General features: G+C 61.2%; 23 protein-coding genes and 2 pseudogenes. 19 read left to right on the forward strand and 6 right to left on the reverse strand.

Going from position 1 to position 24834, the window contains the following annotated elements; translation table 11 throughout:
* The first annotated feature begins 112 nt into the window (after positions 1-112).
* The 9 genes and pseudogenes from NCHOL11_RS16450 to NCHOL11_RS16490 all read left to right on the forward strand — a co-directional run bounded on the left by NCHOL11_RS16450 (position 113) and on the right by NCHOL11_RS16490 (position 7133).
* Complete coding sequence (locus NCHOL11_RS16450; protein ID WP_097093690.1) at positions 113-901, forward strand: SDR family NAD(P)-dependent oxidoreductase; 789 nt, start codon at positions 113-115, stop codon at positions 899-901.
* A 31-nt stretch (positions 902-932) separates the two neighbouring features.
* The gene (locus NCHOL11_RS16455) at positions 933-1262 is read left to right on the forward strand and encodes a carboxymuconolactone decarboxylase family protein (RefSeq protein WP_255254887.1); all 330 of its coding nucleotides are present in this window, start codon (positions 933-935) and stop codon (positions 1260-1262) included.
* 54 nt (positions 1263-1316) lie between these two features.
* Positions 1317-1880, forward strand: a complete 564-nt coding sequence (locus NCHOL11_RS16460; RefSeq protein ID WP_097093692.1) for a TetR/AcrR family transcriptional regulator — start codon at positions 1317-1319, stop codon at positions 1878-1880.
* A gap of 56 nt (positions 1881-1936) precedes the next feature.
* Positions 1937-2617: a DsbA family oxidoreductase gene (locus tag NCHOL11_RS16465; protein WP_097093789.1), complete on the forward strand. Its 681-nt coding sequence runs from the start codon at positions 1937-1939 to the stop codon at positions 2615-2617.
* 49 nt (positions 2618-2666) lie between these two features.
* Complete coding sequence (locus NCHOL11_RS16470; protein WP_097093693.1) at positions 2667-3221, forward strand: OsmC family protein; 555 nt, start codon at positions 2667-2669, stop codon at positions 3219-3221.
* Positions 3222-3262: 41 nt separating this feature from the next.
* Complete coding sequence (locus NCHOL11_RS16475; protein ID WP_176502342.1) at positions 3263-4384, forward strand: alkene reductase; 1122 nt, start codon at positions 3263-3265, stop codon at positions 4382-4384.
* Positions 4385-4438: 54 nt separating this feature from the next.
* Positions 4439-4837 carry a hypothetical protein gene (locus NCHOL11_RS16480; protein WP_097093695.1) on the forward strand — a complete coding sequence of 133 codons (399 nt, stop codon included), beginning with the start codon at positions 4439-4441 and terminating at the stop codon, positions 4835-4837.
* 321 nt (positions 4838-5158) lie between these two features.
* Positions 5159-5788, forward strand: a pseudogene (locus NCHOL11_RS16485) (tyrosine-type recombinase/integrase).
* A gap of 457 nt (positions 5789-6245) precedes the next feature.
* On the forward strand, positions 6246-7133 hold the full coding sequence (locus NCHOL11_RS16490; protein WP_097093696.1) for a GDSL-type esterase/lipase family protein: 888 nt from the start codon (positions 6246-6248) through the stop codon (positions 7131-7133).
* A gap of 316 nt (positions 7134-7449) precedes the next feature.
* Here the strand turns inward: NCHOL11_RS16490 and NCHOL11_RS18450 are convergent, their stop codons facing one another.
* Entirely contained in the window at positions 7450-7857 is a 408-nt protein-coding gene (locus tag NCHOL11_RS18450; protein WP_141397902.1) for a hypothetical protein, read from the reverse strand.
* Between the two features lie 987 nt (positions 7858-8844).
* The gene (locus NCHOL11_RS16495; protein ID WP_217991114.1) at positions 8845-9294 is read right to left on the reverse strand and encodes a pseudoazurin; all 450 of its coding nucleotides are present in this window, start codon (positions 9292-9294) and stop codon (positions 8845-8847) included.
* Between the two features lie 220 nt (positions 9295-9514).
* On the opposite strand from NCHOL11_RS16495, the gene NCHOL11_RS16500 reads away from it, so the two are divergent.
* Genes NCHOL11_RS16500 through NCHOL11_RS18840 form a run of 8 tightly spaced genes read left to right on the forward strand, consistent with a single transcriptional unit; the run spans position 9515 to position 17750 of the window.
* Positions 9515-10654 carry a Gfo/Idh/MocA family protein gene (locus NCHOL11_RS16500; RefSeq protein ID WP_217991115.1) on the forward strand — a complete coding sequence of 380 codons (1140 nt, stop codon included), beginning with the start codon at positions 9515-9517 and terminating at the stop codon, positions 10652-10654.
* A gap of 11 nt (positions 10655-10665) precedes the next feature.
* Entirely contained in the window at positions 10666-11739 is a 1074-nt protein-coding gene (locus tag NCHOL11_RS16505; protein WP_097093698.1) for a sugar phosphate isomerase/epimerase family protein, read from the forward strand.
* Between the two features lie 2 nt (positions 11740-11741).
* Positions 11742-13061, forward strand: a complete 1320-nt coding sequence (locus NCHOL11_RS16510; RefSeq protein WP_097093699.1) for an MFS transporter — start codon at positions 11742-11744, stop codon at positions 13059-13061.
* A complete protein-coding gene (locus NCHOL11_RS16515) occupies positions 13058-13915 on the forward strand; it encodes a sugar phosphate isomerase/epimerase family protein (RefSeq protein ID WP_097093700.1) in 858 nt (285 codons plus the stop codon). Before NCHOL11_RS16510 ends, NCHOL11_RS16515 begins: the two co-directional genes overlap by 4 nt.
* A gap of 14 nt (positions 13916-13929) precedes the next feature.
* The gene (locus tag NCHOL11_RS16520) at positions 13930-14664 is read left to right on the forward strand and encodes a gluconate 2-dehydrogenase subunit 3 family protein (RefSeq protein WP_176502343.1); all 735 of its coding nucleotides are present in this window, start codon (positions 13930-13932) and stop codon (positions 14662-14664) included.
* Positions 14665-14679: 15 nt separating this feature from the next.
* Positions 14680-16368, forward strand: a complete 1689-nt coding sequence (locus NCHOL11_RS16525) for a GMC oxidoreductase (RefSeq protein ID WP_097093702.1) — start codon at positions 14680-14682, stop codon at positions 16366-16368.
* Positions 16369-16402: 34 nt separating this feature from the next.
* The gene (locus tag NCHOL11_RS16530; RefSeq protein WP_097093703.1) at positions 16403-17524 is read left to right on the forward strand and encodes a ThuA domain-containing protein; all 1122 of its coding nucleotides are present in this window, start codon (positions 16403-16405) and stop codon (positions 17522-17524) included.
* On the forward strand, positions 17430-17750 hold the full coding sequence (locus NCHOL11_RS18840; RefSeq protein WP_369680254.1) for a ThuA domain-containing protein: 321 nt from the start codon (positions 17430-17432) through the stop codon (positions 17748-17750). The genes NCHOL11_RS16530 and NCHOL11_RS18840 overlap by 95 nt, the downstream gene beginning before the upstream one ends.
* A gap of 138 nt (positions 17751-17888) precedes the next feature.
* Here NCHOL11_RS18840 and NCHOL11_RS16535 read toward each other — a convergent pair whose 3' ends face one another.
* Together NCHOL11_RS16535 and NCHOL11_RS16540 are read right to left on the reverse strand one after the other, a co-directional pair.
* Entirely contained in the window at positions 17889-18476 is a 588-nt protein-coding gene (locus NCHOL11_RS16535) for a TetR/AcrR family transcriptional regulator (protein WP_176502344.1), read from the reverse strand.
* Between the two features lie 790 nt (positions 18477-19266).
* Positions 19267-20163, reverse strand: coding sequence for an AraC family transcriptional regulator (locus tag NCHOL11_RS16540; RefSeq protein WP_097093705.1), 897 nt, complete (start codon positions 20161-20163; stop codon positions 19267-19269).
* A 189-nt stretch (positions 20164-20352) separates the two neighbouring features.
* On the opposite strand from NCHOL11_RS16540, the gene NCHOL11_RS16545 reads away from it, so the two are divergent.
* Positions 20353-21084 (forward strand): SDR family oxidoreductase, encoded by a 732-nt coding sequence (locus tag NCHOL11_RS16545; RefSeq protein WP_097093706.1) that lies wholly within the window; start codon positions 20353-20355, stop codon positions 21082-21084.
* A 386-nt stretch (positions 21085-21470) separates the two neighbouring features.
* Here the strand turns inward: NCHOL11_RS16545 and NCHOL11_RS16550 are convergent.
* Positions 21471-22352: pseudogene (locus NCHOL11_RS16550) on the reverse strand (LysR family transcriptional regulator).
* A 106-nt stretch (positions 22353-22458) separates the two neighbouring features.
* On the opposite strand from NCHOL11_RS16550, the gene bla reads away from it, so the two are divergent.
* Complete coding sequence (gene bla, locus NCHOL11_RS16555) at positions 22459-23322, forward strand: subclass B3 metallo-beta-lactamase (protein WP_097093707.1); 864 nt, start codon at positions 22459-22461, stop codon at positions 23320-23322.
* A gap of 206 nt (positions 23323-23528) precedes the next feature.
* Here bla and NCHOL11_RS16560 read toward each other — a convergent pair whose 3' ends face one another.
* A complete protein-coding gene (locus tag NCHOL11_RS16560; protein WP_097093708.1) occupies positions 23529-24710 on the reverse strand; it encodes an ATP-binding protein in 1182 nt (393 codons plus the stop codon).
* Positions 24711-24834: the final 124 nt, after the last annotated feature.

Below are 24834 nucleotides of genomic sequence, written 5' to 3' on the forward strand. Positions count from 1 at the left end.
CTAGAATCCACCAGGGCGAGGTTCCACCTCGATTGGCATCGCTTCCCTTGACACCATGCATCGACTCTGCTACCTACCAACTAGTAGGACATTTTTAAAAAAAGGAATCGAAATGCAGACGGGTCAATTCGAGAGGCGCAAACTGCTGGTTGTCGGCGGGACGAGCGGTATCGGGTTCGAGGTGGCGCAGATGGTCGCCGAGCAGGGCGGCACGGTCGTCGTCGTCGGCAACCGTGCGGAAAAGGCCGACGCAGCGCGCCAGCAACTTGCGGCAATCGCAGGTGAGGACAAGGCGTTCGCGCTGTCGGCGGATCTGACCGACTTCGACGAGGTCAAGTCGTTGATCGCAACGCTGACGGCGGATCATGGCGACATCGACCTTCTCGTAAACTCGGCAGGTATCTATTACCCCAAATCGTTCCTCGACCACGGGCGTGAGGACTACGACAATTTTCTCGACCTCAACCGCGCGCTGTTCTTCATCACGCAGCAGGTCGCTGGCGCACTGGTCGCGGCGGGCAAGCCGGGTTCGATCGTCAACGTGACCGCAGTCGCCGCGCGGCAAGCGGTCGAGACCGTTCCGGCTTCCGCCTATTCGATGGCGAAGATCGGCCTGGAAGCGATGACGAAGCATGTCGCCGCCGAACTGGCCAAGCACGCGGTGCGCGTCAACGCGGTCAGCCCGGGTATCGTCGAGACCAAGATCTTCGAACGCTTCATCCCGCAGGATCAGTTGAGCGGCGCGCTCGACGGGTTTCACAATTTTCATCCGCTCGGCCGCAACGGTCTGCCGCGCGATGTCGCTGAAACCATCACCTTCCTGCTCTCCGACAAGGCGTCGTGGGTGACGGGTGCGGTGTGGGACGTCGATGGCGGTGTCATGGCCGCACGCGGCAACTGATACGATTTTCCAAAGGATCATCATCATGGACATGAACTGGCCTGACACCTTGTCGTCGCTCGTCAAGCGGGTCGGCGTCTTTGCCAAGGCGAACCCGCCGGTGGCGAGCGCGTTTCACAAGCTGGAGACGGCAAGCCGCGAAACCGGCGTGCTGGATGCGAAAACGCACGAACTGATCTCGCTGGCGGTCGCGGTAACCACCCGCTGCGACGGCTGTATCGCCGCCCATGCCGGTGCGGCCCGGAAAGCGGGCGCGAGCAAGGAAGAGGTGGCCGCTGCCCTTGGCACGGCGATCGCGCTCAACGCCGGTGCCGCCTATGTCTACTCCTCGCGCGCGCTGGACGCCTATGAGGCACTCTGACGTTACCTCCTGATCCCGTCGCGGACGCGGCCCCCAATCCAACGGATACGAACCATGGCAACCGGAACACGCGAAGCACTGATCCATACCGCCGAAGGCCTGATGCGGACGAAGGGCTATGCCGCGTTCAGCTACGCCGATCTGGCGAAGATGGTCGGGATCAGCAAGCCCAGCATCCATCACCATTTCCCCGCCAAGGAAGATCTGGGGCTGGCGATCGTCGAGGCCTATATCGGTCGGGTCCGCGACGATTTCGACCGGATCGAAACGCAAGACGACCGACTGGTGCCGCGTCTCGAAGCATTCTTCCGGATGTTCCGGGGCAGCACGGAGGGGAGTTACCTGCCACTGTGCGGTGCGCTGGCCGCTGAAATGGCGGCGCTGCCTGCCGGGTTGCAGGCGATCACCCGGCGTTTCTTCGACATCCAGCTTAGCTGGTTGACGAAGATCATCGAGCAGGGTGTCGAGGGTGGTGAGGTCCCAGTGGGGCGCGGCGCGCGGCAAAAGGCTTTCGTTCTGCTCAGCCTCCTGGAAGGAGCCAGCTTCATCGACTGGGCGACGCGCGATGGCGATGTCATCGACCCGGCCACCATCCGCCTGATCGTCGAACAGGGCTGATCGCCCGAACATTTGGCTTATACGGCTACCAACTAGAAGGGTTGGAGAGGAATATCATGAAGACTGTCAACGTAACGATTTGGTCAGACTTCGTGTGTCCGTGGTGCTGGATCGCGAAGCGTCGGTTCGACCATGCGGTCGCCGCGCTGGAAGGCGAGGTTGAGGTGGTCGTGACGACCAAGGCCTATCGCCTCGCCAAGGGGACGACGCCAATCAACTATATTCGCGCTGTCCACGCGAAGTTCGGCAACCCGGTCGCTGCGGACGGCATGATGACCGCTGTCGCCGAGAACGGGCGGCAGGAAGGGCTGGTCTACAACTTTCCGACCATGCGCTTTGGCGACACCAGTGACGCGCATGCCCTGTTGAAAAGCATCGCCGATACCGGCCTGCGCGAACGCGTGTCGGAACGGCTGTATCGCGCCGCGACGACGGACGGCCTCGATATCTTCGACCGCGAGATGCTGCTGGCGCTGGCCGCCGAGGCGGGGGCGACCAATCTGGTCGTCGACTTCGATTCTCCCCGGATCGCGGGGGGCATCGCGCGGGACGAGGCAGAGGCGAATGCCGTTTCCAACGGTGTTCCGCTCTTCGTGTTCAACGATCGCTTCTACGTCTCGGGCGCGCAGCCTGCGGCGGCCTTCGAGAAGGCGCTGCGGCATGCCGCGATCGACAAACCGGCACAGCCCCCCGTCGGCGACGGCGCGGTGTGCAGCGTCGATGGCTGCGACGCCTGAACTCCCCTCACTTCCCCCTATTCACATTACAGAACAAAGGATCATTCCCATGCAACACAAGCCCAATGGCATCGACGTGGCCGCTCTTCAGCAGTTCGCCAAGGGCGTTGCCGAGCATGAAGGCCAGCGCCACGCCAGCTTCAACGTGAAGACGCGCTGGGACGGCCAGACCCGATCCGTCGCCAAGGTAAGCCGTTATTCGCTCGCCGGCGTCGAACACAGCCGCGATTTCGAGATCGTCGCCGACGAGCCCAACGAACTGCTCGGCGGGAATTCCGCACCCAATCCTCAGGAATTGCTGATGGCGGCGCTCAATGCCTGTCTGACCGTCGGCTATGTCGTCAACGCCGCGGCGATGGGCATCACCGTCCACGACCTTGAAATCGAAACCGACGGCGAACTCGACCTTCGTGGCTTCCTTGGCATCGATGCCAACATCAATCCGGGATATGACGAAGTCCGCTACGTCGTCCGTCTGAAGACGGACGCTCCGCGTGAGAAGTTGGAGGAACTCCACGCTGTCGTCACGAAGACGTCGGTCAACCTCGCCAACTTCGCACGCCCCATACGCATGGTGTCCACGCTCGAAACCGTCGCGGCCTGAACCCGCCGACCGGATACCCTCCCTCTCAGGACAAGACCATCATGACCAAACTTTTCACTTCATACGACCTGTCGGGCATCCCGCTTGCCAATCGCGTCGTCATGGCGCCGATGACCCGTACCCGCACGCCCGAGAACGTGCCCAGCGAGCTAACTGCGCTTTATTATGCGCAGCGCGCCTCGGCGGGGCTCATCGTCACCGAGGGCTTGCCAATCTCCCACGAAGGACGCGGCTACCTCTATACCCCCGGCCTGTATACCGACGAACAGACCGAGGGCTGGCGCGCCGTCACCAAGGCGGTGCATGACAAGGGCGGCAAAATTTTCGCGCAGCTCTGGCACGTCGGGCGCATGTCGCATGTCTCGATCCAGCCAGGAAATATCGCCCCTGTATCGGCAGGTGAGGTGCCGGCGACCGGCACTACCGTCTATGCAATCGGCGAAAATGGCCAGCCCGGCCCGGTCGCGCCCAGCGTGCCGCGCGCGCTGACGACCGACGAAGTGCGTCGTGTGACGCGGGATTTCGTTGCATCGGCTCGCCGCGCGATTGACGCCGGGTTCGACGGGATCGAGGTGATGGGCGCCAACGCCTTTCTGTTCGATCAGTTTCTCAGCAGTGAGTTGAACGCCCGCACCGACTGCTATGGCGGCTCGATCGAGAACCGGATGCGCTTCCTGCTGGAAACGGTCGATGCGCTGGCAGACGCGATCGGCGGCCACCGGGTCGGCGTGCGGCTCTCGCCCTTTGGTCGGCTTTACGACCTCAAGCCCTTCGACGGCGAGACGGAGACCTGGATGCAGGTCGCGACCGCGCTCGATGCGCGCGAACTGGCCTATGTCCATCTCAACTATCAGCCGACGATCACCGCGGCCGAAGTGCCCGCGAATTTCGGCGCGGATTTCCGCAAGGCCTATCGTGGCACGCTGATCGGTGCGGGCGGGTTTACGCAGAAACTGGCCGAGGCGGAACTCGCCAAGGGCGACCTCGACCTGATCGCGTTTGGCAGCGCCTATATTGCTAACCCCGATCTGGTCGAACGGATGCGCAACGGCTGGCCGCTCGCGACCGCCGATCAAAGCACCTTCTACGGTGTGATCGGGGCGAAGGGTTATACCGACTATCCGGTCTACGATCCCGCGAACGAAGCGCTGGAAACCGCATGACTCCGGGTGGCGGGGTGATCGCCCCGCCGCCCTACTCCGTCCAAGCGAGGTTGCATGACCTTCGATTTTGACCGCGTCGTCCCACGCACCGCAACCAACGCGGTCGCCGCGGACGGGTTCGAGAATTACCTGTTCGGCCCGGATGTCGGCGTCACGCTGCCCATGCCGCGCTCTGACCTGATCCAGCTGTGGGTCGCGGACATGCAGTTCGCCGCGCCCCCCGCCGCGCTTGACGTCATGGCCGACCGGATCGCGCATCCGATCTTCGGCTATACGATGAACATGGGCGACGAGATGTACGACGCCTTCCACGCCTGGTGTATCGATCGCTACGGCTGGCGCTTTGATCGCGAGGCGTTGCAAACCGCATTAGGGGTCATTCCCGCGCTCTACGCACTCGCCGAGTACATGTGTGCGCCGGGCGACCGGATCCTGACGCTGACCCCGGCGTAAGGGTATTTCCGAAGGGCCGCGGAGCAGACCGGCCACGACCTGGTGACGTCCGCGCTGCTAAACGTATATCTGAGTCCGTTCTATGTACCGGCCCCTGAATGACGCAGGTCGGCGAATAATGATTGCGTGGGTGGCGAACGGAGGTAAGCAAAGCAGCCGTTTGCGCCCTTACCCTTGAACGGGGGTATTCTGTCGACAGCTGCCAAAAAAAGCGGAACGTCCGCTGCTTGGTACCGAAAAAGAGGCGTTGAGCGGCTGGGCTGGGTCGGGACTTCTCTGGAGCGTTCTTCATGCGGCCATCATGGCCACAGGAGATGTGTCATGGGATCATCAGAGTTCGATCCCGCCGCTCGCGAGCGGGCATGGTGGAACGCCGGGCGCAAGGTTGGTGCAAGCGAGCGCTCAAACCCCGTCAGATCTGGGCGATCCGCTTTTTTCTCGACCGTTACGGGCGGGCCCGGGACCGTGCCCTCTTTGACCTTGCCATTGATAGCAAGCTGCGCGGATGTGATTTGGTCAAGATCAGGATCAGCGATATCGTCTGCGATCGGAAAATTCGGACTAGGGCCACAGTTGTACAGCAAAAGACCGGCCGGCCGGTCCAGTTTGAGCTAATGGACGACGCTCGCGCCAGCCTGCTCAAATGGCTTGAACTGCGCGGCGGCTCTCTGGAGGATTATGCATTTCCGAGCCGCACCGACCATTCGGCCACATGGCACCCGACAATATGCACGCCTGGTTGACGAATGGGTCACGGGAATTGGCTTGCCCAGCGAAGATTACGGCACCCATTCGCTGAGGAGAACGAAGGCGTCGATCATCTACAAGGCGACCGGAAATCTTCGTGCCATCCAGATCCTGCTCGGGCACACGAAGATCGAAAGTACGGTCCGATATCTGGGGGTCGATGTGGAGGATGCTTTAACCTTGGCAGAAGGCACCGAAACTTAAAATCGGCTGGCTCCTCGCCGTTGTGGGGGAGCCAGAACTCACTAAACGACAGCTTTGCGCCACTCGTCGCCGTTGCACGCTAGAATTCAGCTTCCCGGAACCGGTCATTCAGTCAGCTTCGGTTTCCAACCGCCAAGGGCAAAAGCTGCCGGCCAGCCGTCGACCAGTCGGACGTAGTGAGAGTGGTGGACGGCCTCCGATAACGGATATCTCGCGGCTAGGATAAGTTAACTCGATGTACGATCCCACCGATGCCTAACGCAATGAACTGGAGGTCAGGGTCAACGACGATCTCTATGAAGTTACGGAATTCGCTTGGGTTTATTTAGCCGAGCGCGTTCCTAGTAAGGGTGCAAGGCTATCTGGACCCGGACCATCGAATGCCACGTGAACGCAAAAATTGCAGTCCGCCGAAAGCTGCCCTAGACGTCAGGTAGGAAATTGTCTGGAGAGACTAATGCGCGGATCGAACATCCTTAAGAGCCGCATGCTGAAGTTGGCACTGTTCGGCGCAATGACCATAATTGCACCGTTGCCAGCCATTTCCCAGCAGGCGGGTGGAGTAAGTGAGCCGATCTGTACGCCTAGGCCAGTATCAGCGGTTTTCGCTTCCGTGGTCGAGCTGCTTTTAACGCCGGGCGAGGCGTTCAGTATCGATCAGCTATCGCCGAACATGCTCCAAGAGGTTGGCGCGATCATGGCGGACGCGGAGAAGCGTAGGGCTCAAGATTGGGCGGACCTGTGCCACTATGCCGAAGAGAATGCCGAGCTGCTCGCAACCCATCAGAAGCCGCACATCGTCTTCATGGGGGATTCCATAACCGAATATTGGAAGCCCGCCGACCCTGGCCTGTTCAGGGCCGCGAAGGTCGATCGCGGTATCAGCGGCCAGACCACGCCGCAAATGTTGCTGCGGATGTATCCGGATGTGATCAGATTAGGGCCGCGCATCGTCCACATCATGGCCGGCACTAACGACATATCTGGCAACACCGGGCCGATTAGTGACGAAGCGATCGTGGACAACATCCGTGCGATGATCGTGCTTGCCAAAGCAAACCAAATAAAGGTGGTGTTGGGCAGCATCACACCGTCCAGTGGCTTTGTTATGCGCCCTGGCCTCAACCCGGCCGACCGTATCGCACGCGTGAACAGCCTGCTTCGTCAGCTGGCGACCGAGCAAGCCGTGACATTCGTGGATTATCATACACCGATGGCTGATGGCGCCGGGGGGCTGCGTGGAGGCCTCGCCAACGACGGGCTACATCCAAATCGCCATGGCTATGCCGTCATGCGCCCGCTATTGGAGAAAGCGATAGCGCAAGCGGACAGGCGGCGCAGGTAGCCGCCCGGCGGAACAGTCGCAGCTGCCGGCGAAGATCGTCAGCTGCACGGACAGCGGACTGCCCTTAACGGCTGTTTACCGCCTCAGCTGCCGAATGTCCGCTAGGCGGCCGCTCATTGGCGGACGGTCAGGGAGGCCGTTTCCGAGGCTAATTTGCCTTGACTGAAAGCAGCCGGACGGCTTCAATAGTGCAGTGATTCTCGTATAGTTGGGGTTCCAACACAACAGAGCAATGCAAGCACGTCAGATTTCCGCTGGATTGCGTCACGGCTGCTCAGGATTCATGTGATTTTCGTCACAGGTGATGCCGTAGCTCTCAATTGGGAGAAGCGCAGGGATCAACACCCGAAGGGCCATTTTGCGACCCCGGTCGCCGCAGCCTACAAATCTCTTCCATCAAGGATGCGTAATTTTCCTGTGGTGCGATTGCGTTCCGAATGAAGGCGCTGATTGCCTGCCCCTCGCGCTCAGCCATCGCGCGATGCTTTTCTTGCGGCCCATCCCGTACGGTCCATACGGCGATTAGACGTGGTGACAGCATTTGCGCCGCTGTACAAAAAAGCGTGGTAGAGCGCTTAACCTTATCGCATACCGTTTGTGTCTGGCCAATCGTCAGATGCATTGCACGGAGTTGGTCACTGCGCCGCTCACCCCCCACCGTCGAATGATGGTCAAATATCGAAATGTGATCGGGATGGAGCAATGCGAAGATATTTTCGGGCATAGCCTGCTTCAACGGTGCCCACGGATCGTCGCACACCGACGCAACCCACTGGCGCTTCAGTAAGGGGCAAATCTTGCGCATTTCTGGTTCCGAGTCACTCCAGCCATACGGCGGACAAATAGCTCAACGTAAGTCAGCTTGCTTTTGAGGGCTATTGGTTCACCTTCGCGGTGAAGCATGGCTGCGCGTGGAAAAACCAATGGCGTGTCGCCGACAGTAATTTGCATTTCGGTAGCTAGTTTTTCTACATCTGCGCCGGTTAGCTTAGGGTCACATTCCGATGAACATGCAGCAGTAAGCAACGCGATAAACGCAGCTATAATATTGCGAAGTGGTAGCGATCTGGCTGCCCGATCGTCTGCAATCAGTACTATGCGCCGTATCATTACAGTGCAGCTCCAATTTTTTGCCCTGATTTACCTGCAAACATGCTGTCGGTGCATTATCGGCATTTCCTTTAAGAATGCTGCATGTACGAAAAACCGGTGTTTTCCGTCAGTTTCCGGTTTGGAGCACGATACAAGGTCGGCTAAATGACCCACTAGGGTCGTAGGCGGCCTTTGGGAAATTTCTGCCGTTCCCCGGCGCCAGGTCGAACGGCAGGTATAGTCATGAGCTGACATCCGGCGTCTGCACGACCGGCATCGCAGAACGACACAAATTGAGCCTTTACGGGCTGCAGTTTCGGAGCTTCGAGCAGCGAATAGCTGCCGCGCGAGCAGTTTGCTGAAAGCAGCTATTACCTGAACAGCGGCAGCGACGCTCAGTTAAAAGATAACTGTAGCCAGCAACTGCGACCAAAACACCGCGGAGCACCAAGCCCGGCACGAGGAAATATAGAAGGGATTTGCCGGCTCACGAGGAGGCGGGAAGGTGCTCCTCAACCCGTGCCCCACCTTCGCGCCCACGCGGCGGTGCAGTTGCTCTACCAGTGCTCAAATAACTCGCAATAATCGCACCGTCAGTTTCCTCGTGGCCCGCTCCAAGTCACCGTCCACGTCCTAAGTATTGGAGCATCCGGGTCTTGCCCATCCCAGGCAGCTTAGCCGCAGCAGCCTGAACTTGCGCCTTATTTGCGGCAGATCCAACCTGAACAATTCCGACCATGCCCATGCCGAGATGCGGCAAGCACTTGTAGCCATAAAGCCCGGGCTTGCTGAACCTCACCACGATCTCCTGGTCGATCTTGCCCTTGAACGGGGCTGCACCTTGCGGGATCATCCCGGCAATGCTCTCAGCATTGTGGCCCTTGTTGGTCGCAACGAACTTGACCGTGTCGCCAGGCGCAACATTGAGGTAGGCCGGCTCAAATACCATCATGCCTTCGGTGCCCTTGTTGAGCATCTTGACCTGATGCTCCTTGGCCTCTGCCGCCGTCGCAAACAAGCCCAAGCCGACAACGGCGCTGATAACCATTTTCATCATACGTTCTCCCATGATCGTGGCATTCCCGGAGTGGTGCAAGCGCGCTTTGCCCACAGCATTTTTTCGCTTCAATTTTGATGACCTAGCGCATCTGCCTGAGCCCTTCAAAGAAAATAGGACTTGTCCGTCCATTTTGTTTGAAGGGCTGCTGCGTCGGTGATATGCAGCAAACGGGAAGAGCGGGAGGATCGCGCGTTGTGCGCGCCATCCTGCCCACCCGAGGAGGAGCCTGATGGAACGAGTGCGTTACGGCATGATCGGTGGCGGCAAGGGCGCATTTATCGGCGGCGTCCATCGCACTGCCGCGGCTATCGCCGGCAACTGGCAGCTCGTCGCGGGTGCCTTTTCCTCGACACCCGATGTCTCTCGCGCTTCGGGGCTGGAACTGGGCATCGACCCCGCTCGCACCTACGGCTCGTGGCGGGAGATGCTTGCCGCCGAAGCCGCTCTTCCTGCGATGGAGCGGATCGAAGCTGTGGCGATCGTCACCCCGAACCATATGCATGCAGCGCCAGCGATTGCTGCACTTGAGGCGGGCTTCGACGTCATCATCGAAAAGCCGCTGGCCGATACCCCGGAGGCGGCGCAGGCGATTGCCGATGCCGCCGAGCAAACCGGCCGCCGCATCGCCGTGACCCATACCTACACCGGCTATCCGTTGGTTAAGCAGGCCCGGCGGCTCGTTACTTCCGGCAAGTTTGGCAAGGTCCGCCGCGTTGCGGTGCGCTACATGCAGGACTGGCTGTCGCGCCCTGAGGACCTGATCGAGAACAAGCAGGCCGAGTGGCGGGTCGACCCGACGCGCTCCGGAGAAGCGGGTGCGTTCGGCGACATCGGCACCCACGCGGCGAACTTGGTCGAATTCATCACCGGAGAGCGGCTATCCGCAATCTGTGCGGATCTCTCGATGCTTCCTGGCCGCCGGATCGATGATGATGGCGCCGCCCTGTTCCGGCTCTCCGGAGGAGGGCGCGGGACGCTCATGGCCAGCCAGGTTTGCGTGGGCGACATCAATGACCTGACGATCGATGTCTACTGCGACGACGCCGGCCTCCACTGGCGCCAGGAAGAGCCGAACACATTGCGCATCGGATATCGCGACCGGCCGACGGAGATTTGGCACGCCGGTGCCAACAGAGCCTATCTCGCTCCCGATGTCCTTGCCATCCAGCGCACGCCTGCCGGGCACCCGGAGGGCTATTTGGAAGCTTTCGCCAACATCTATTCCGCATTCGGACGCGCAATTCGCGGGACGGAAGATGCTTTGGACGAGCCGGGGTTCGCGACGATCGCCGACGCTCTGTCGGGAATGAACTTCATCCGTGCCAGCTTGCAATCCAGCCGCGCCGGCGCGGTCTGGACCGACCTTTGAGAGGACATGCCATGAAAGGTCCTGCAATTTTCCTCGCGCAGTTCGCGGGTAGCGAGGCGCCATTTAACACTCTCGATTCCATCACCCGCTATATGGGCGATCTTGGTTATAAGGGCGTGCAGATACCCACGTGGGAAACCGGCCTGTTCGACCTTCGCAGGGCAGCGGAAAGCCAGGATTACGTGGACGAGGTCAAGGGCATCTGCGCCAACAACGGCGTCGAGGTCACCGAACTGTCAACGCACCTTCAAGGCCAGCTTGTCGCCACCCATCCGGCCTATGATCGGCTGTTCGACGGTTTTGCACCGGCGTACCTCCACGGCAATCCTACGGCACGCACCGAGTGGGCGGTCGATCAGGTCAAGCTCGCTGCCAAGGCCAGCCAACGTTTCGGCTGCACCGCCCACGCGACATTCTCGGGCGCGCTGATGTGGCACACGGTCTATCCCTGGCCGCAACGGCCTGCGGGTCTCGTCGAGCAGGGTTTCGCAGAACTAGCCCGGCGTTGGCGGCCAATACTCGACACTTTCGAAGACAATGGCGTGAATGTCTGCTTTGAGTTGCATCCAGGTGAAGATCTGCATGACGGCGTGACGTTCGAGCGGTTCTTGGCTGAGCTGGACAACCATTCCCGAGTTAACATTCTCTACGATCCCAGCCACTTCGTGCTGCAGCACCTCGATTATCTGGCGTTCATCGACATCTATCATGAGCGGATCAAGGCATTCCACGTCAAGGATGCGGAGTTTCGCCCCAGCGGCCGCGCAGGGGTCTATGGCTCTTATTCACCATGGGCCGAACGGCCCGGTCGCTTCCGCTCACTGGGCGATGGTCAGGTCGACTTTACCGGCATTTTCACCAAGCTGACGCATTACGGTTATCAGGGCTGGGCCGTGCTCGAGTGGGAGTGCGCCTTCAAGCATCCCGAGCAGGGCGCCGCCGAGGGCGCGCCGTTCATTGCGCGCCACATGATCCGCAAGGCTGACAAGGCGTTCGACGACTTTGCCGGCGGCGCCAGCGATCCGGCGCTGCTCAACGATGTGCTGGGTCTTACGCAAAAGCACCAGGTCACGTTAGGGGGATGATCATGGAAGAACGGCTTTACAACCGCCGCGCGCTGTTCTGGATCTGCGTGCTTGCGCTGTTCGTCGCGGCAATGTCGAATTCCATCCGCGCGGGCGCCGCCGGTGCGCTGAAGACGGCGCTGCTCGATCCCATCGATGCCCACCATTCGGGCGAGATGATCGGCACTGTGCTCGGCAGTTCCTTTCTCGGCTTCGCGCTGAGCCTGCTGGTCGTGAGCCCGCTGCTTGATCGGATCGGGGCCAAGCGGATGATCTTGTTCGCGTCCGCCTGCTTCATCGTCGGACCCCTGCTGGTGCTCGCATCGCCGTTCTTCGGCGGCTCCCTGTACCTCATGCTGAACCTGGCCATGGTGATCTGGGGCTTTGGATGGGGCGCGAGCGAGGCGACTATCAACCCCGTCACTGCGACACTCTTCTCAGACGACAAGACCGGGAAGCTGAATCACCTACATGCATGGTGGCCTGCCGGTATCGTTCTTGGCGGACTTCTGAGCGTGCTGTTCTTCCAGATGCTCGACCTGCCGTGGCAGGCTCTGATCGCCTTGCCGATCGTGCCGGGTGCGGTGTTGGGTCTTTGGGCCGCACGGCACCACTTCCCGCAGACCGAGAGCACCGCTCAGGGAGTCAGGTTCGGCGAGATGTTGGCCGAACCGTTCCGCCGGCCCACATTCTGGGTCTTCTTCGCGATCATGTTCCTGACCGCCTCGGCGGAACTGGCGCCGGGGGCGTGGGTGGACGTGGCGCTGACGCAGACGGTGAAGATGCCCGGCATCCTGGTGCTGGTGTACGTTTCGGCGATCATGTTCGTCATGCGCCACTTCGCCGGCCCACTTGACCGGATTTTCTCCGACATGGGTCTCCTGCTCATCTCAACGGTTCCCGCCGCGCTTGGCCTCTATCTGCTCAGCACTGCCGATTCGCCGTTCACGGCCGTCCTTGCGGCAACGCTGTGGGCGATCGGCGTCTGCTTCATGTGGCCGACGATGATGGCGGCGGTATCTCGTCGTTACTTCCGCAGTGGACCATGGGGAATCGGACTGATCGGGTTTGCGGGTGCGATGGCGATCTACTTCGTCCTCCCCAGGCTCGGGGTGATCTACGACGACGCGAAACTCGCCAAGGCTGGCGGCGCTGACGCTTTCGCCGCCCTCCAGCCCGGCTCGGCGGAATATGGGCAAGTCATGGCCTACGCGGCGGAAACCTCGTTCAAGGCGATCGCCGTCATCCCAGTGGTCCTGTTCTTCATATTCGCCGTGGTCTGGATGCTGGAGCGCCGCAAGCGCGCCAGCGCGGTCACGCCAGCACAGATGCCGGCCGTATGAAAATCGGGATAAATCTGCTGCTCTGGACCGGGCACGTCACCGATGCGCAGGCTCCGGTGCTGCAAGCGCTCAAGGCAACCGGATTCGACGGGGTCGAGGTGCCGGTGTTCGACCCTTCGGATCCGGGCCACTACCGGGCCCTTGCGCAGCACCTCGACGATCTGGGTCTCAAGCGCACGGCCGTAACGGTGATCCCCGACCCCGCGCATTCGCCGATCGCGGATGATGCAACCGCGCGGCGCGCTGCCAGCGACTACCTGCTGAGGGTCATCGAATGCTGCAATGAGCTTGGGGCCGAGGTTCTCGCCGGCCCATGGTTCCAGGCGCTTGGCGACTTCACCGGTCAGGGACCGACGGAGCAGGAGCTTGAGCGCTGTGCCGAGGTCCACCGCCGGGTGGCTCAGCCGGCGCGGGACGCGGGCCTGATCTGCGCTTTGGAGCCGCTAAACCGCTTCGAATGCCACCTTCTCAACACGTGCGAGCAATCGAGTTCCTATCTGAGGCGCCTGGGCGAAGATGGCTTCGGCATTCTCTACGACACATTCCATGCGAACATTGAAGAGAAAGACCCGGTCGCTGTGCTGCTTCGGGCTTACGATCGCGGCGACGTCAACCACGTCCACATCAGCGAGAACGATCGCGGCACGCCGGGCAGGGGCCATGCGGCCATAGCCGAGACGATCGCTGCGCTGAAAGGTAGGGGCTATGAGGGCTGGCTGACGATCGAGGCCTTTGGGAAGGCACTGCCGGAACTGGCTGCCGCAACGCGCGTCTGGCGCGATTTCTTTGCTGATCCGCAGGACGTCTACGAGAACGGCTATCGCTATATCCGGCAATGCTGGGACCGAGCTTGAAGGAATTCGCTCCAATGAAAACAGACACGTTCGCTCTCGACCGCCGGGCTCTGCTCGGCCGAGCCTTGCTCCTGCTCGGCACCACGGCGGTCCCGATCGAAGGGCTTCTCGCCGCCCAAGGCAAGCCGGCCAAGCCTTTCTTGTCGGCACCGCGTCTCGCCTTGCTCAGCGCGGTAGCCGACACCATCGTTCCTCGCACCGATACGCCGGGCGCGAGTGAGGTCGGTGTACCCAAGCTGCTCGACGGCATGCTCCGCGACTGGGCTGGTCCGAGCCAGCGCGATGCGCTGATCGGGGCTCTCGACAAGATCGATACCCTGGCGCGCCAGCAACATGGCAAAAGCTTCGCCGCGCTCGATCCGCAAACCCGTGAAACATTCTTGATTGCGCATGACATTGCCGCGCTCAAGCCCATCAAGCGCCCTGCAGAATCTGTCCTTTCCTCTCCGCCAGCGACGGTGGTGGATCCCAACTATGGTCGTCCCAAGCAGGCGCCGGCGCAGACCCCGGTGCAGGATTCCGTTCCCGGCAAGGCCGAAAAGAGTGGTGAGAGCGCGGTCGTGATCGCGACTGCCGCGGTTGCCGATCCTGGCTACCAGAAGCTCAAAGAACTGATCGTGACCCTGTACTACTATTCCGAGTCCGCCCTCACCCAGGAGCTGGCTTACGAACACAACCCAGGCACTTGGCAGCCTTCGGTTCCTGTAACGCCCAAAACGCGCGCCACCGGCGGCGTTGGCCAGTTCTAATTCGGAGAGCGCAAGATGTTTGATGCAATCGTCATCGGCTCGGGAATGAGCGGCGGAATTGCCGCCAAAGAACTGTGCGAGCGCGGGCTGAAGACCCTGGTACTTGAGCGCGGTCGCAAGCTGGAGCACGGCGCGTCCTACACGGACTGGATGCAGCCGTGGGATATCGGCAACGCCAATCTCGTGCCCGAAGAAGAATTGGAGCGCGATTATCCCATCCAGGGGAAATGTTATGCGATGAGCGCTGCGACCAAGCAGTATTGGGTGAAGGACAGCGAACACCCCTACAGCACGCCCGAGGGGAAGCCGTTCAGCTGGATCCGCGGTTATCATCTTGGCGGCCGATCGATCATGTGGGGCCGTCAGAGCTACCGTCTGAGCGAGATGGACTTTGCGGCCAACGCGAAGGACGGCCATGGTTCGGATTGGCCGATCCGCTATAGCGATATCGCGCCGTGGTACGATCATATCGAGAAGTTCATCGGCGTTGCCGGATCGAACGAGGGCTTGGCTCAGCTTCCGGATGGTCAGTTCCTCCCCGAGTTCGCGCTCAACGATGCTGAGTTAGAGTTCAAGAAGGCAGTTGAGGGTAAATTCCCGGGCCGCAAGGTCATTTCGGGCCGCGTTGCCAACCTCTCGCAAGCTCAGCCCCATCATGAGGAACTCGGGCGGACGAGTTGCCAGAACCGCTCCATCTGCGAGCGTGGGTGCAGCTACGGCGCCTATTTCTCCAGCTTGAGCGCTTCGTTGCCGGCGGCCGAAAAGACAGGCAACCTGACGATTGTGACGGACGCCATCGTCCACAGCATCATCCATGATCCGAAGACCGGGCGGGTCAGCGGCGTCCGCGTCATCGACAGCAACACGCGCCAGGGCCGAACCTATGAGGCCAAGATGGTCTTTGGCTGTGCGTCGGCGATCGCGACTGCCCAGATCCTGCTCAATTCGAAGAGTGAGGCCAACCCGCGTGGGCTGGCGAACTCGTCCGACCAGGTGGGCCGCAATCTCATGGATCACCTGTACGGCCTGACGACAGCCGGATTGATGGCCCGGGGCCCAAGCACCACCTATCACGGCCGCCGGCCGACCGGATTATATATTCCGCGGTATCGAAACGTGACCGAGGGCGAACAGGATTTCGTTCGCGGCTTTGGCTATCAGGGCGGCGTCTCGCGCATGGGCTGGCGTACAATGGCTCTGGCCTTCCCGGGGATCGGTGCGAAGCTCAAAGAGCGCACCCGTCGGCTCGGGCCTTGGGTGATGTATATCGCCGGCTTTGGCGAGATGCTGCCTCATCCGGACAATCGCGTGACCTTGCATCCGACCCGGACTGACAAGTGGGGCATTCCCATCGTCCACATCGATTGCGAGCTGCGCGAGAATGAGCGCAAGATGGCCAAGCAGATCCAGGCGGACGCCAGCGCCATGATCAAGGCCGCGGGAGGAAATGTGGTTGCCACCATGGATGAACCCGGTGCACCGGGCCTGGGCATCCACGAGATGGGCACCGCGTGCATGGGCAAGGACCCGAAGATGTCGGTCCTCAACCGCTACAACCAAGCGCACGATGTGCCCAACCTGTTCATCACGGACGGCTCAGCGATGGCATCCAGCGGCTGCCAGAACCCTTCCCTGACCTACATGGCGCTCTCTGCGCGCGCGGCTGACCATGCCGTGCAGTTTCTCAAGGAAGGCAAGCTCTAGGCTGGCCGCAGGGTTTAATCAGAAAGACAGCGCAATGAAAATGACTTCGAAACTCCTCGCCGCGACGCTTGGCCTGTTAGCGGCGCCGGTCGCCGCTCAGACTCCGAAGCCGGTGACCGACTGCCCGATGAAGGATATGCCCTTCTCGGCGGCTTCGCCGATGATCGACATACTGCTCAGCGAGCAGGCGAAAGCCGTGGTGAATGCCGTCGTGCCGGGGCGAATCTCCAAACTGCCCGCGGATTTCATGGGCACCCGTACGCCAACGTTCGCGGCGATCATGGACCTGAACGCGACCGCCAGTCTCATTCGCTTCAAGCCCGAGCAGGTGGCCGAGATCGACCGGCGGCTACGCCTGGTGCCCGTAACCGCCGCCGACAAGGTTGCGCGCTGCGCCCGCTACGACAATGAACGCCCGGCGCTGCCCTTTGCCAAGGGCAAGAAGAACATCCTTGTGTTCGACAAGGTCAACGGCTTCTATCACAAGGAAGCGATCCCGGCCGCGCGCAAGGCGCTGCAGGACATGGCCGATCGCAAGGGCTGGTCGGTCGCCTTCACCGACAAGGGCGGGGCCATCAACCCGGCTACGCTGCGCAAGTTCGACGCCATCGTTTGGAACAACGTAAGCGGCGACGTGCTCACTTTGTCCCAGCGCCGTGCGCTCGAGCAGTACGTCAATGGTGGCGGCGGGTTCGTGGCCCTGCACGGCTCGGGGGGCGACAGCACCTATTTCTGGAAGTGGTACGCTGACGAACTGATCGGTGCCTATTTCACCGGGCACCCCGCGACCCCGCAGTTCCAGGATGCGCGACTGGTTGTCGCCGATCCGCGCCACCCCGCGGCTGCCGGGCTGCCCGCAGAGTGGAATATGAACGATGAATGGTATTCCTTCCGGGACAGCCCACGCAAGATCGGCGCCAACATCGTTCTGACCATCGACGAGTCCACCTACAAGCCCGAAGGGATCGCCAAGGCAGACCTGCGCATGGGCGAGGACCACCCCCTTGCCTGGTCGAAGTGCGTCGGCCGCGGCCGCACGTTCTATTCGTCCGTGGGGCACCGTGCGGAGTCCTACACTCAACCTCAGCACGTGCAGATGCTGGATTCGGCGATCTCCTGGGCCGCCAACCGCAAGGCGGTGTGTCAACGTCCTTAGTGACCACGAAGCTCGCGGGACGACGCGGGGATTGAGGCATGGGCCCGACCATATTTCGCTCTACGTTCTGGCCCTGCTGGATGAGCGCAGCTACAAACCGCGGACGAAGATGCTCGCCTTGGGCAGCGGACGCGACATGCGAATGGGAGCCGATCACCCGGTTGTATGGCAGCATCGTGTTGGCAAAGGACGCGCCTTGTACTCGGCGCTCGGTCATCCAGCATAGGCCTATTCCGAGCCAGCTCACTTGACCATGATCGCTGGTGTGATTGCCTGGGCAGCGGGCCTAGAGCGAGACACCTGCGGGCATCCAAAACAAGCTTGTGGCGCGGGATATCTTGTTGAGCTTCCCGAGCTCTCCGTACTACCAGGCGCTTCTCGCAGCAAGGAACAGCTCTGCGCAGCGACACGCGCCAGCCTCGATCTGTTCGTCCGTCAGCGGGGCCGCCAGTCCCTCCTGAATGATCCACCCGGTGACGGCGCTTACGAAGTGTGCGGCGGCACCCTTAGGGTCGCGGGCGAGCCGTCCATCACGTGCAGTTTCTGCTTCGATGTCGCGACAGATGAAATCGACGATGTACAGGTGGCCGGCCTCATACATGATTTTGGCTAGATCAGGGAATCGCTCTGCGTTGGCGAAGATCAGACGCTGAAAGCCTTTCACGTCAGCCAGGTTCGAGGTTCGTGCGATCGTCGTTGCGTGATGGCGCAGCCTGGCTCCAAGCTCGCGCGGCATCAGGTGATCATATTCGCCAGCAATCTGGGACCACCGCGATATTCGATCGCGGATGACCGCATTGAGCAGTGCCTCTTTTGAGGGGAAGCGATCGTAAAGCGTGGTCTTCGACACGGCGGCTGCTCTAGCGATCTTCTCCATTGAAATAACATCGAAGCCTTCGAGCAGGAACAGATCCCCCGCGGTCGAGAGAATTTCACGTTCGATCGCGGCCATTCGCGCAAGGCTTGGCCGCCCGCGCCGGGTTGTGTGGGATTTCACGTTTATCATATCTCACCATTCGCGAATTGTTTGGAGGACGACAAGATCCTAGTGATTGAGCTGCGGACTGCTACCTCATGGCTACCGCCGCGGTGCGCGCTATCTGGATTGCCGGCAACGAGCAGAAGGCGCCAGCCGCTTCGGGCTGTCTTCGGTACGCACTGCGGAACTTTTGTTGCGCATGGCTGGAAGATGCCGCGTCCCCTCAGTACACAACGATGATGAGCGGCCGATGAGATCGAAACGACGGCGTGGGGAGTTGCCCACACAGGGAGCGCGCCGACGCAGATTACCACAGTCCTCATGCGCTGGAACATTCCCACGTTGAGGATTTGGCAGCACTTCTCCCGCTTTATCGTAACAAGGCGGCTGCCGCCTCCGATGCTGTGAATCGCGTGCATGCGAGTTACGTCCGCTTTCAGGTTAGTCGAATAACCGTGAGAACAACCGAGGTTGGGCGCATTGCTGCCCGACAGCGGTCGAACTCGCGAATGACCGATTTCGGCATGGGCGGCCCTTCCGGCAGCCGACCGGAACGGCGTAAGCTGGTCGGCAGCCGACGCCGCGCGAATGGCAGCTACCTCCACCACCCGGCTCTGAACCGGCCATTCCGCTGTCGGCCAGGACGCGTCATAATCCGCCGTGTGAACCAACGTCCGGTTTCGGCGGCCGGGTTGGAACCCGTGAACGTCGCCTATGTCGGCGTTTTAGGACCTACGGCGTTCTGGAAGGCCTCTTACCCCCTTCAAATCGCCATCGTCATATGCGGTATTGTCCTTAACCGTCCCATGTCTCGGATGGGCGGGGCGCCGAAGAGACGACGATATTCGCGGCTGAACTGGGAGGGGCTGTCATAACCGACGCGGAAGCCCGCCTCTGCCGCATCGAGCCGATCGGCCAGCATCAGCGCCCGCGCTTCCTGCAGCCGCAGCTGCTTTTGGTATTGCAGCGGGGTCATGGCGGTGACGCGGCGGAAATGGTCATGGAAGCTCGACAGGCTCATGCCGGCAAGGGCGGCAAGCTGCGGCCCGCTGAACGGTTCGCGGAAATGGGCTTTCAGCCAAGCGATCGCGCGGGCGATCTGGCCAGTGCGGCTTTCGCCGCTGGCGATAGCGCGCAGCACGCCTCCGCCAGGCCCGGTCATCAGCCGTACCAGCAGCTCCCGCTCAATCAGCGGCGCGAGCAGCGGCGCACTCTCCGGATCGCCGAGCAGCGCCGTCAGCCGCGTCGCCGCGTCGATCAGTTCGGGCGTCATCGGGTGCAGCGTCATGCCTCCGCCATCCTCCGCGCCCGGCGATTGGGGCGGCAGGGTTAGCGCGATCTCCGATAACAGTGTCGGATCGAGATAGAGGCAAAAGCAGAGATAGGGCGCGTCTACGCTCGCCTGTGTGACGGCGCCGGTAATCGGCAGGTCGAGCGAGGCGACCAGATAGCTGGCCGGGCCATAGTCGATCACCGCTTCGCCCAGCAGCACACGCTTGCCCCCCTGCGCGATGATGCACAGCGCCGGGCGCTGCACCATATGCACCGGCTCGCCGGTTTGGCCCGAACGAACCAGCGCGAGGCGCTCGATGGGTGTGTCGATGATGCCGTCCCGATCGGCATATCGGGCAATTTGCTGGGCCAGGCCTTCATGCCTCACCGGCGTGTCCCCTTCATTTCTGCTGCGATTAGCTAGTAGCTTGCTAACGAGCTGTCTTCCACCCTCCCGTTCCAAATCTGGAATATCGTGCAATCATTCCGCACGACCATTCTACCGCTCTGGGGTGCAGCAGCGCCATTCAGATCGCATCGGATCGACGGTCGGTCCGCGTGAATAGGAGTGACTATCATGGCTATCGAGGACAAGGTCATCGCGATCACTGGCGCCAGCAGCGGCATCGGCGAAGGAACAGCGCGGCTGCTGGCGGCGCGCGGCGCGAAGTTGATGCTGGGCGCACGCCGCACCGACCGGCTCGCCGCGCTGGCTGAGGAACTGAACGCGGCGGGAGGCACGGTCGCCTTCCGGTCGCTCGACGTCACCGACCGCGCCGACTTCGAGGCGTTCATCGCCGCAACGGAAGCTGACTATGGCCGGGTCGACGTGCTGGTCAACAATGCGGGCCTGATGCCGCTGTCGCGCTTCGATAGCCTCAAAGTCGACGAGTGGGATCGGATGATCGACGTCAACATCCGCGGCGTTCTCCACGGCATCGCCGCGGCGCTCCCTCGCTTCAAAAGCCAGGGCAGCGGCCAGTTCGTCAACATTTCCTCGATCGGCGGCTATGCCGTTTGGCCGACCTGCGGCGTCTACAGTGCGACCAAATATGCGGTGCGCGCGATCTCCGAGGCGCTGCGTATGGAACATGACGACATCCGCGTCACCATCATCGCTCCGGGCGTGGTGGAATCGGAACTTGCCCACACTATCACCGATCCGGTTGCGGCGCAGGCGATGGTCGATTTCCGGGCCATCGCGCTCACTCCGGATGCGATCGCGCGGGCCATCGCTTATGCAGTGGAGCAGCCGGCCGATGTGGACGTGAACACGCTGATCGTTCGTCCGGTTCGTTCAACGATCTGACCAGCATGGGGGGCAGTCGCATATTGCCCCCCTCGAATGGTTACAGCGAAGTCCTACGCATTGCCTGATTTTCCGGAGGCCTGGTCAGCGCAGCTCAAAGGCTCAGTCTTCCGAATACGTGATAATCTCCATGGCAGAACCCTTTAAGCCAAGTCGAAGCTATGCGAGATGGCAAGGTCACACCGTACAATGCGCCTGCTTCAAATGGGCAGGATACCGCCGCAAAATAGATAAACGAAGGGCAGGTTTTAGCGAACGATAACGAGCCGTCGAATGTCTGCTAAGTTGGCGTTTGTTGCCTGACCGCCCCAACCTTTCGGCGAGCTAAGCGAATAATAATCGATCCGCGTATTGGCGGTCACACCATGGTAGGCAAACCTTTGGGGTTACGATCGCGCCTCCGCTACAACCTCATTCATCAGCCAGTGCCGAAACGAGCGCATAGCATCGCTGTTCTTTCGCGATATAAGCCTGGTCAGCCAGTAGCGCCCAGCATCGACCGAAATGTCGAATGGCTGGACTAGGCGCTCGGCGATCAGTTCGGGCGTGAACATCGCCGCGGGTGCCAGCGCTACTCCCAGGCCATTTGCAGCCGCCGCGACCATCAGTGCGGAGCTGTCGAATACCGGGCCGCGCAGCACGGGTTGGGAGGCACCTGCCGCTTCAAACCAGCGGCGCCATTCGTCGGGCCGATAGGAACGCAATAATAATTCCTGGGTCAGGTCGCGGGGGCTGCTCAGCCGGTGGGCGATTGACGGCGTGCAGAGCGGGGTCAACCGAGCCTCAAGCAGCGGCTCTGCAATGGTGCCATGCTACGCGCCGTCCCCGAAGCGGATCGCGAAGTCGAGCGCTTCACCCGCGATGTCGACGCGATTGTTGTTGGTTGAAACGCGCAGGTCGATGTGAGGACAGACGCGCTCGAACCCGCCAAGCCGATGAAGCAGCCAGCCGGTTGCGAACGTACCGACGACGCCGATGTGCAACACTTCGCGAAATCGACCGTCCATATATTGGTCGAGCAAAGCGCCTACCCGATCGAACATGTCGGCCAGCACTGGCACCAGAGCCTGCCCATCGTCGGTTAGTGCCAAGCCCCGCGGGAGCCGATGGAACAGGCGGGTACCGAGCCGCCGTTCGAGCTGCGCAACCTGATGGCTCACGGCCCCTTGGCTGACGCACAGTTCGATCGCGGCACGCGTGAAGTTGAGATGGCGCGCGGCCGCCTCGAAAGCCCGTAGGGCATTGAGAGGGAGCTGGGCTCGATCCATCGCCTAGTTATGAATTCGACTCATGGCTCTGTCGAGAAATGATGCTTTGTTTCTGCGTCATCCATGCCGCAATCCCGGCCGCGAAGGAGATTTGTGAATGTCGACAATGCGACTTCTAACGGCAGGCGCGTTGGCAGCGCTGACGAGCTCGATTAATCTATTGGCGCAAACCCAGGAGGATGCCCTGATCAAGCCCATTATCGGCTCCCGCACCGCAGAATGGCTTTCTCCCCTGCCGCCACAGAAAATCTTCGGCAATAGCTATCTTGTCGGCTTCGGCGGTCTGAGTGTCGCCTTGATCGATACTGGTGCGGGGCTGATTCTGATTGATGGCGCCTTACCGCAAGCTGCACCCGCCATCCTCGACAATGTCAGGCGGCTGGGCTTTCATCCGCGCGACATCAAATATATTCTCAGCACCGAACCCCATTTCGACCATGCCGGGGGCATCGCGGCGCTGGCGCGTGACACGGGCGCTACCGTCGTCGCCAGTCCACGGGGTGCGGAAGGGCTGCTGGCCGGTCGCCTTGCCGCCGACGATCCGCAGCATGGTTATGGCGGCTCCTGGCCGGCGGTGGCCAAGGTGCAAACCATCCGCGACAACCAAACCCTGCGGCTGGGCAATATTACGGTCACCGCGCTGGCAACGCCGGGTCATACGATGGGCAGCATGAGCTGGCGCTGGAAGTCGTGCGAACGGCGGATATGCCGGACTATCATATTTGCCGCGAGCCTGAACCCGGTATCGACCGACGATTACCGTTACACAGCGCCGACCGCGCGCCCGATCACCACCGGTTTCAGCAAAAGCTATGAAGCGATGAACAAGACCCCGTGCGATATCCTGATCTCGGGCCACCCGGACAATGCCGGCGAAGGCCGGTACAACGACCACCCGGGAGCCTGCCGCGCTTATGCCGAACGCTCGCGCAAAGCGCTGGACCAGCGCATGAAATCAGAGCGGCACTGAATGTCATGGTTGGCGCCTAACGCTGAGCGAAGCGTAGGTTGACGTAAATGACTGCTTTCGCGAAGCGATCTCTGGGCTTGAACGACAGCTATGTTGGCGTGAACGGACGTCGGCCCGCACCAGCCCTACGGCCGGATTCGACGCTGTGGCGCTCCGGACCCGACAGTCGCGAATGTCCCAAGCTCTGCCCTACTCCGCGACCTGGTCTATGAGAGGTTTTCCGGCATTACGCGTCGCATGTAAGCGTCGAAGAGCGGCACCGTAAACGCAGTGTCACCGTGCGCCGGGCTGTACAACATTCCTTTCGCGATAAGACTGTTTCGCGTGGGAGCAACACTAGACACCTTCACTCCCATGGCATCTGCCACATCACCCGAACGATGCGGACCTGGTCCGAGACTTGCCATCGCGCGGAGATAGCGTTTCTCGCCCGGGGTCAGTCGGTCGAAGCGTACACGGAAGAAGCTGGCATCGAGTTCGGCAAGTGCGCCCTCGGTTGCGGACGCTATATCCTGCGCCGTGATCGGCGATGCATCCGCGACATCCCAGCCATGCTTGCCCCACTCCTGAAGGAAGTAGGGGTAGCCCTTGGTCTGCGCGATGATCTCTTCGAGAGCCTCATCCTCAATCGACTCTTCCTCACGCTCGATCGGGACGCGGATAGCATCTCGAGCCGCCGCATTATCGAGTGGGCCGACGGCGACAAATTCGAACAGGCGTTCAGCATAAGATTTTGCCCGGCCCATTTGTCCCAGCAATTGCGGAAGGCCCGCTGCCAGCATGGTCACCGGAAGCTGCTTTTGGTTGGCCCGGTGTAAGGCGCTGATCAGGGCGGCCAATTGCTCTTCGGGCACATATTGCAACTCATCGATCACGAGAACTACCGCGCTTTTGCGTTCCTTGGCCGCCTCCCCGACGGCAACGATCAGATCCGCGAGATCCGCCTCAAGATCACCGCTATCGGCAAGGCCGGGTTCGGGCTCAAAGTCCAGCGCAACCTCCAGATCATCATATTTGACCTTGAGCTTGGCGAAGCCGGCAAGTGCCTGCAGCGCCCGCTTCACCCCAGCTGATGCGTGCTTCAGTCGGTCAAGCCGCAACAGGGCGGCCCGTAGCGCGGGCACAAGAATACCAGGGAGCGATCGATTTTCCGGCGCTTCGATCGCGACGATCGTCATCCCTTCGATTTCCGCTGCGTCCCGCATGGTCGACAGCAACACCGTCTTTCCGACGCCGCGCAAACCATACAAAATGCTCGGGCGTGCAGATCTGCCCATCCGGATGCGATCGAGCGCCACTGCATTACGTTCCAGCAGCGCACCTCGTCCGGCAAGCTCAGGGGGCGGAGTTCCCGCACCAGGAGCAAAAGGGTTTCGGCGAGCATCCATAGCGATCTTATGCCAGTTTAGCAATTTCTTGTAAACTGCCCTAACTTCCCTTGATCTGGGTCGTCCGAAACTCCGGCAAGCTGTAAAAGATGCAGCTCCAACAGCCTTACATCGCGAGGGATCG

It is taken from the genome of Novosphingobium sp. Chol11, from assembly GCF_900218065.1.
GTDB lineage: Bacteria > Pseudomonadota > Alphaproteobacteria > Sphingomonadales > Sphingomonadaceae > Sphingobium > Sphingobium agri.

Excerpts from the sequence above, each read along its gene's own strand:
- NCHOL11_RS16450 (WP_097093690.1), top strand. The coding sequence starts at position 113 with ATGCAGACGGGTCAATTCGAGAGGCGCAAACTGCTGGTTGTCGGCGGG.
- NCHOL11_RS16455 (WP_255254887.1), top strand. The coding sequence starts at position 933 with ATGAACTGGCCTGACACCTTGTCGTCGCTCGTCAAGCGGGTCGGCGTC.
- NCHOL11_RS16460 (WP_097093692.1), top strand. The coding sequence starts at position 1,317 with ATGGCAACCGGAACACGCGAAGCACTGATCCATACCGCCGAAGGCCTG.
- NCHOL11_RS16465 (WP_097093789.1), top strand. The coding sequence starts at position 1,937 with ATGAAGACTGTCAACGTAACGATTTGGTCAGACTTCGTGTGTCCGTGG.
- NCHOL11_RS16470 (WP_097093693.1), top strand. The coding sequence starts at position 2,667 with ATGCAACACAAGCCCAATGGCATCGACGTGGCCGCTCTTCAGCAGTTC.
- NCHOL11_RS16475 (WP_176502342.1), top strand. The coding sequence starts at position 3,263 with ATGACCAAACTTTTCACTTCATACGACCTGTCGGGCATCCCGCTTGCC.
- NCHOL11_RS16480 (WP_097093695.1), top strand. The coding sequence starts at position 4,439 with ATGACCTTCGATTTTGACCGCGTCGTCCCACGCACCGCAACCAACGCG.
- NCHOL11_RS16490 (WP_097093696.1), top strand. The coding sequence starts at position 6,246 with ATGCGCGGATCGAACATCCTTAAGAGCCGCATGCTGAAGTTGGCACTG.
- NCHOL11_RS18450 (WP_141397902.1), bottom strand. The coding sequence starts at position 7,857 with ATGCCCGAAAATATCTTCGCATTGCTCCATCCCGATCACATTTCGATA.
- NCHOL11_RS16495 (WP_217991114.1), bottom strand. The coding sequence starts at position 9,294 with ATGGGAGAACGTATGATGAAAATGGTTATCAGCGCCGTTGTCGGCTTG.
- NCHOL11_RS16500 (WP_217991115.1), top strand. The coding sequence starts at position 9,515 with ATGGAACGAGTGCGTTACGGCATGATCGGTGGCGGCAAGGGCGCATTT.
- NCHOL11_RS16505 (WP_097093698.1), top strand. The coding sequence starts at position 10,666 with ATGAAAGGTCCTGCAATTTTCCTCGCGCAGTTCGCGGGTAGCGAGGCG.
- NCHOL11_RS16510 (WP_097093699.1), top strand. The coding sequence starts at position 11,742 with ATGGAAGAACGGCTTTACAACCGCCGCGCGCTGTTCTGGATCTGCGTG.
- NCHOL11_RS16515 (WP_097093700.1), top strand. The coding sequence starts at position 13,058 with ATGAAAATCGGGATAAATCTGCTGCTCTGGACCGGGCACGTCACCGAT.
- NCHOL11_RS16520 (WP_176502343.1), top strand. The coding sequence starts at position 13,930 with ATGAAAACAGACACGTTCGCTCTCGACCGCCGGGCTCTGCTCGGCCGA.
- NCHOL11_RS16525 (WP_097093702.1), top strand. The coding sequence starts at position 14,680 with ATGTTTGATGCAATCGTCATCGGCTCGGGAATGAGCGGCGGAATTGCC.
- NCHOL11_RS16530 (WP_097093703.1), top strand. The coding sequence starts at position 16,403 with ATGAAAATGACTTCGAAACTCCTCGCCGCGACGCTTGGCCTGTTAGCG.
- NCHOL11_RS16535 (WP_176502344.1), bottom strand. The coding sequence starts at position 18,476 with ATGGCCGCGATCGAACGTGAAATTCTCTCGACCGCGGGGGATCTGTTC.
- NCHOL11_RS16545 (WP_097093706.1), top strand. The coding sequence starts at position 20,353 with ATGGCTATCGAGGACAAGGTCATCGCGATCACTGGCGCCAGCAGCGGC.
- bla (WP_097093707.1), top strand. The coding sequence starts at position 22,459 with ATGCGACTTCTAACGGCAGGCGCGTTGGCAGCGCTGACGAGCTCGATT.
- NCHOL11_RS16560 (WP_097093708.1), bottom strand. The coding sequence starts at position 24,710 with ATGGATGCTCGCCGAAACCCTTTTGCTCCTGGTGCGGGAACTCCGCCC.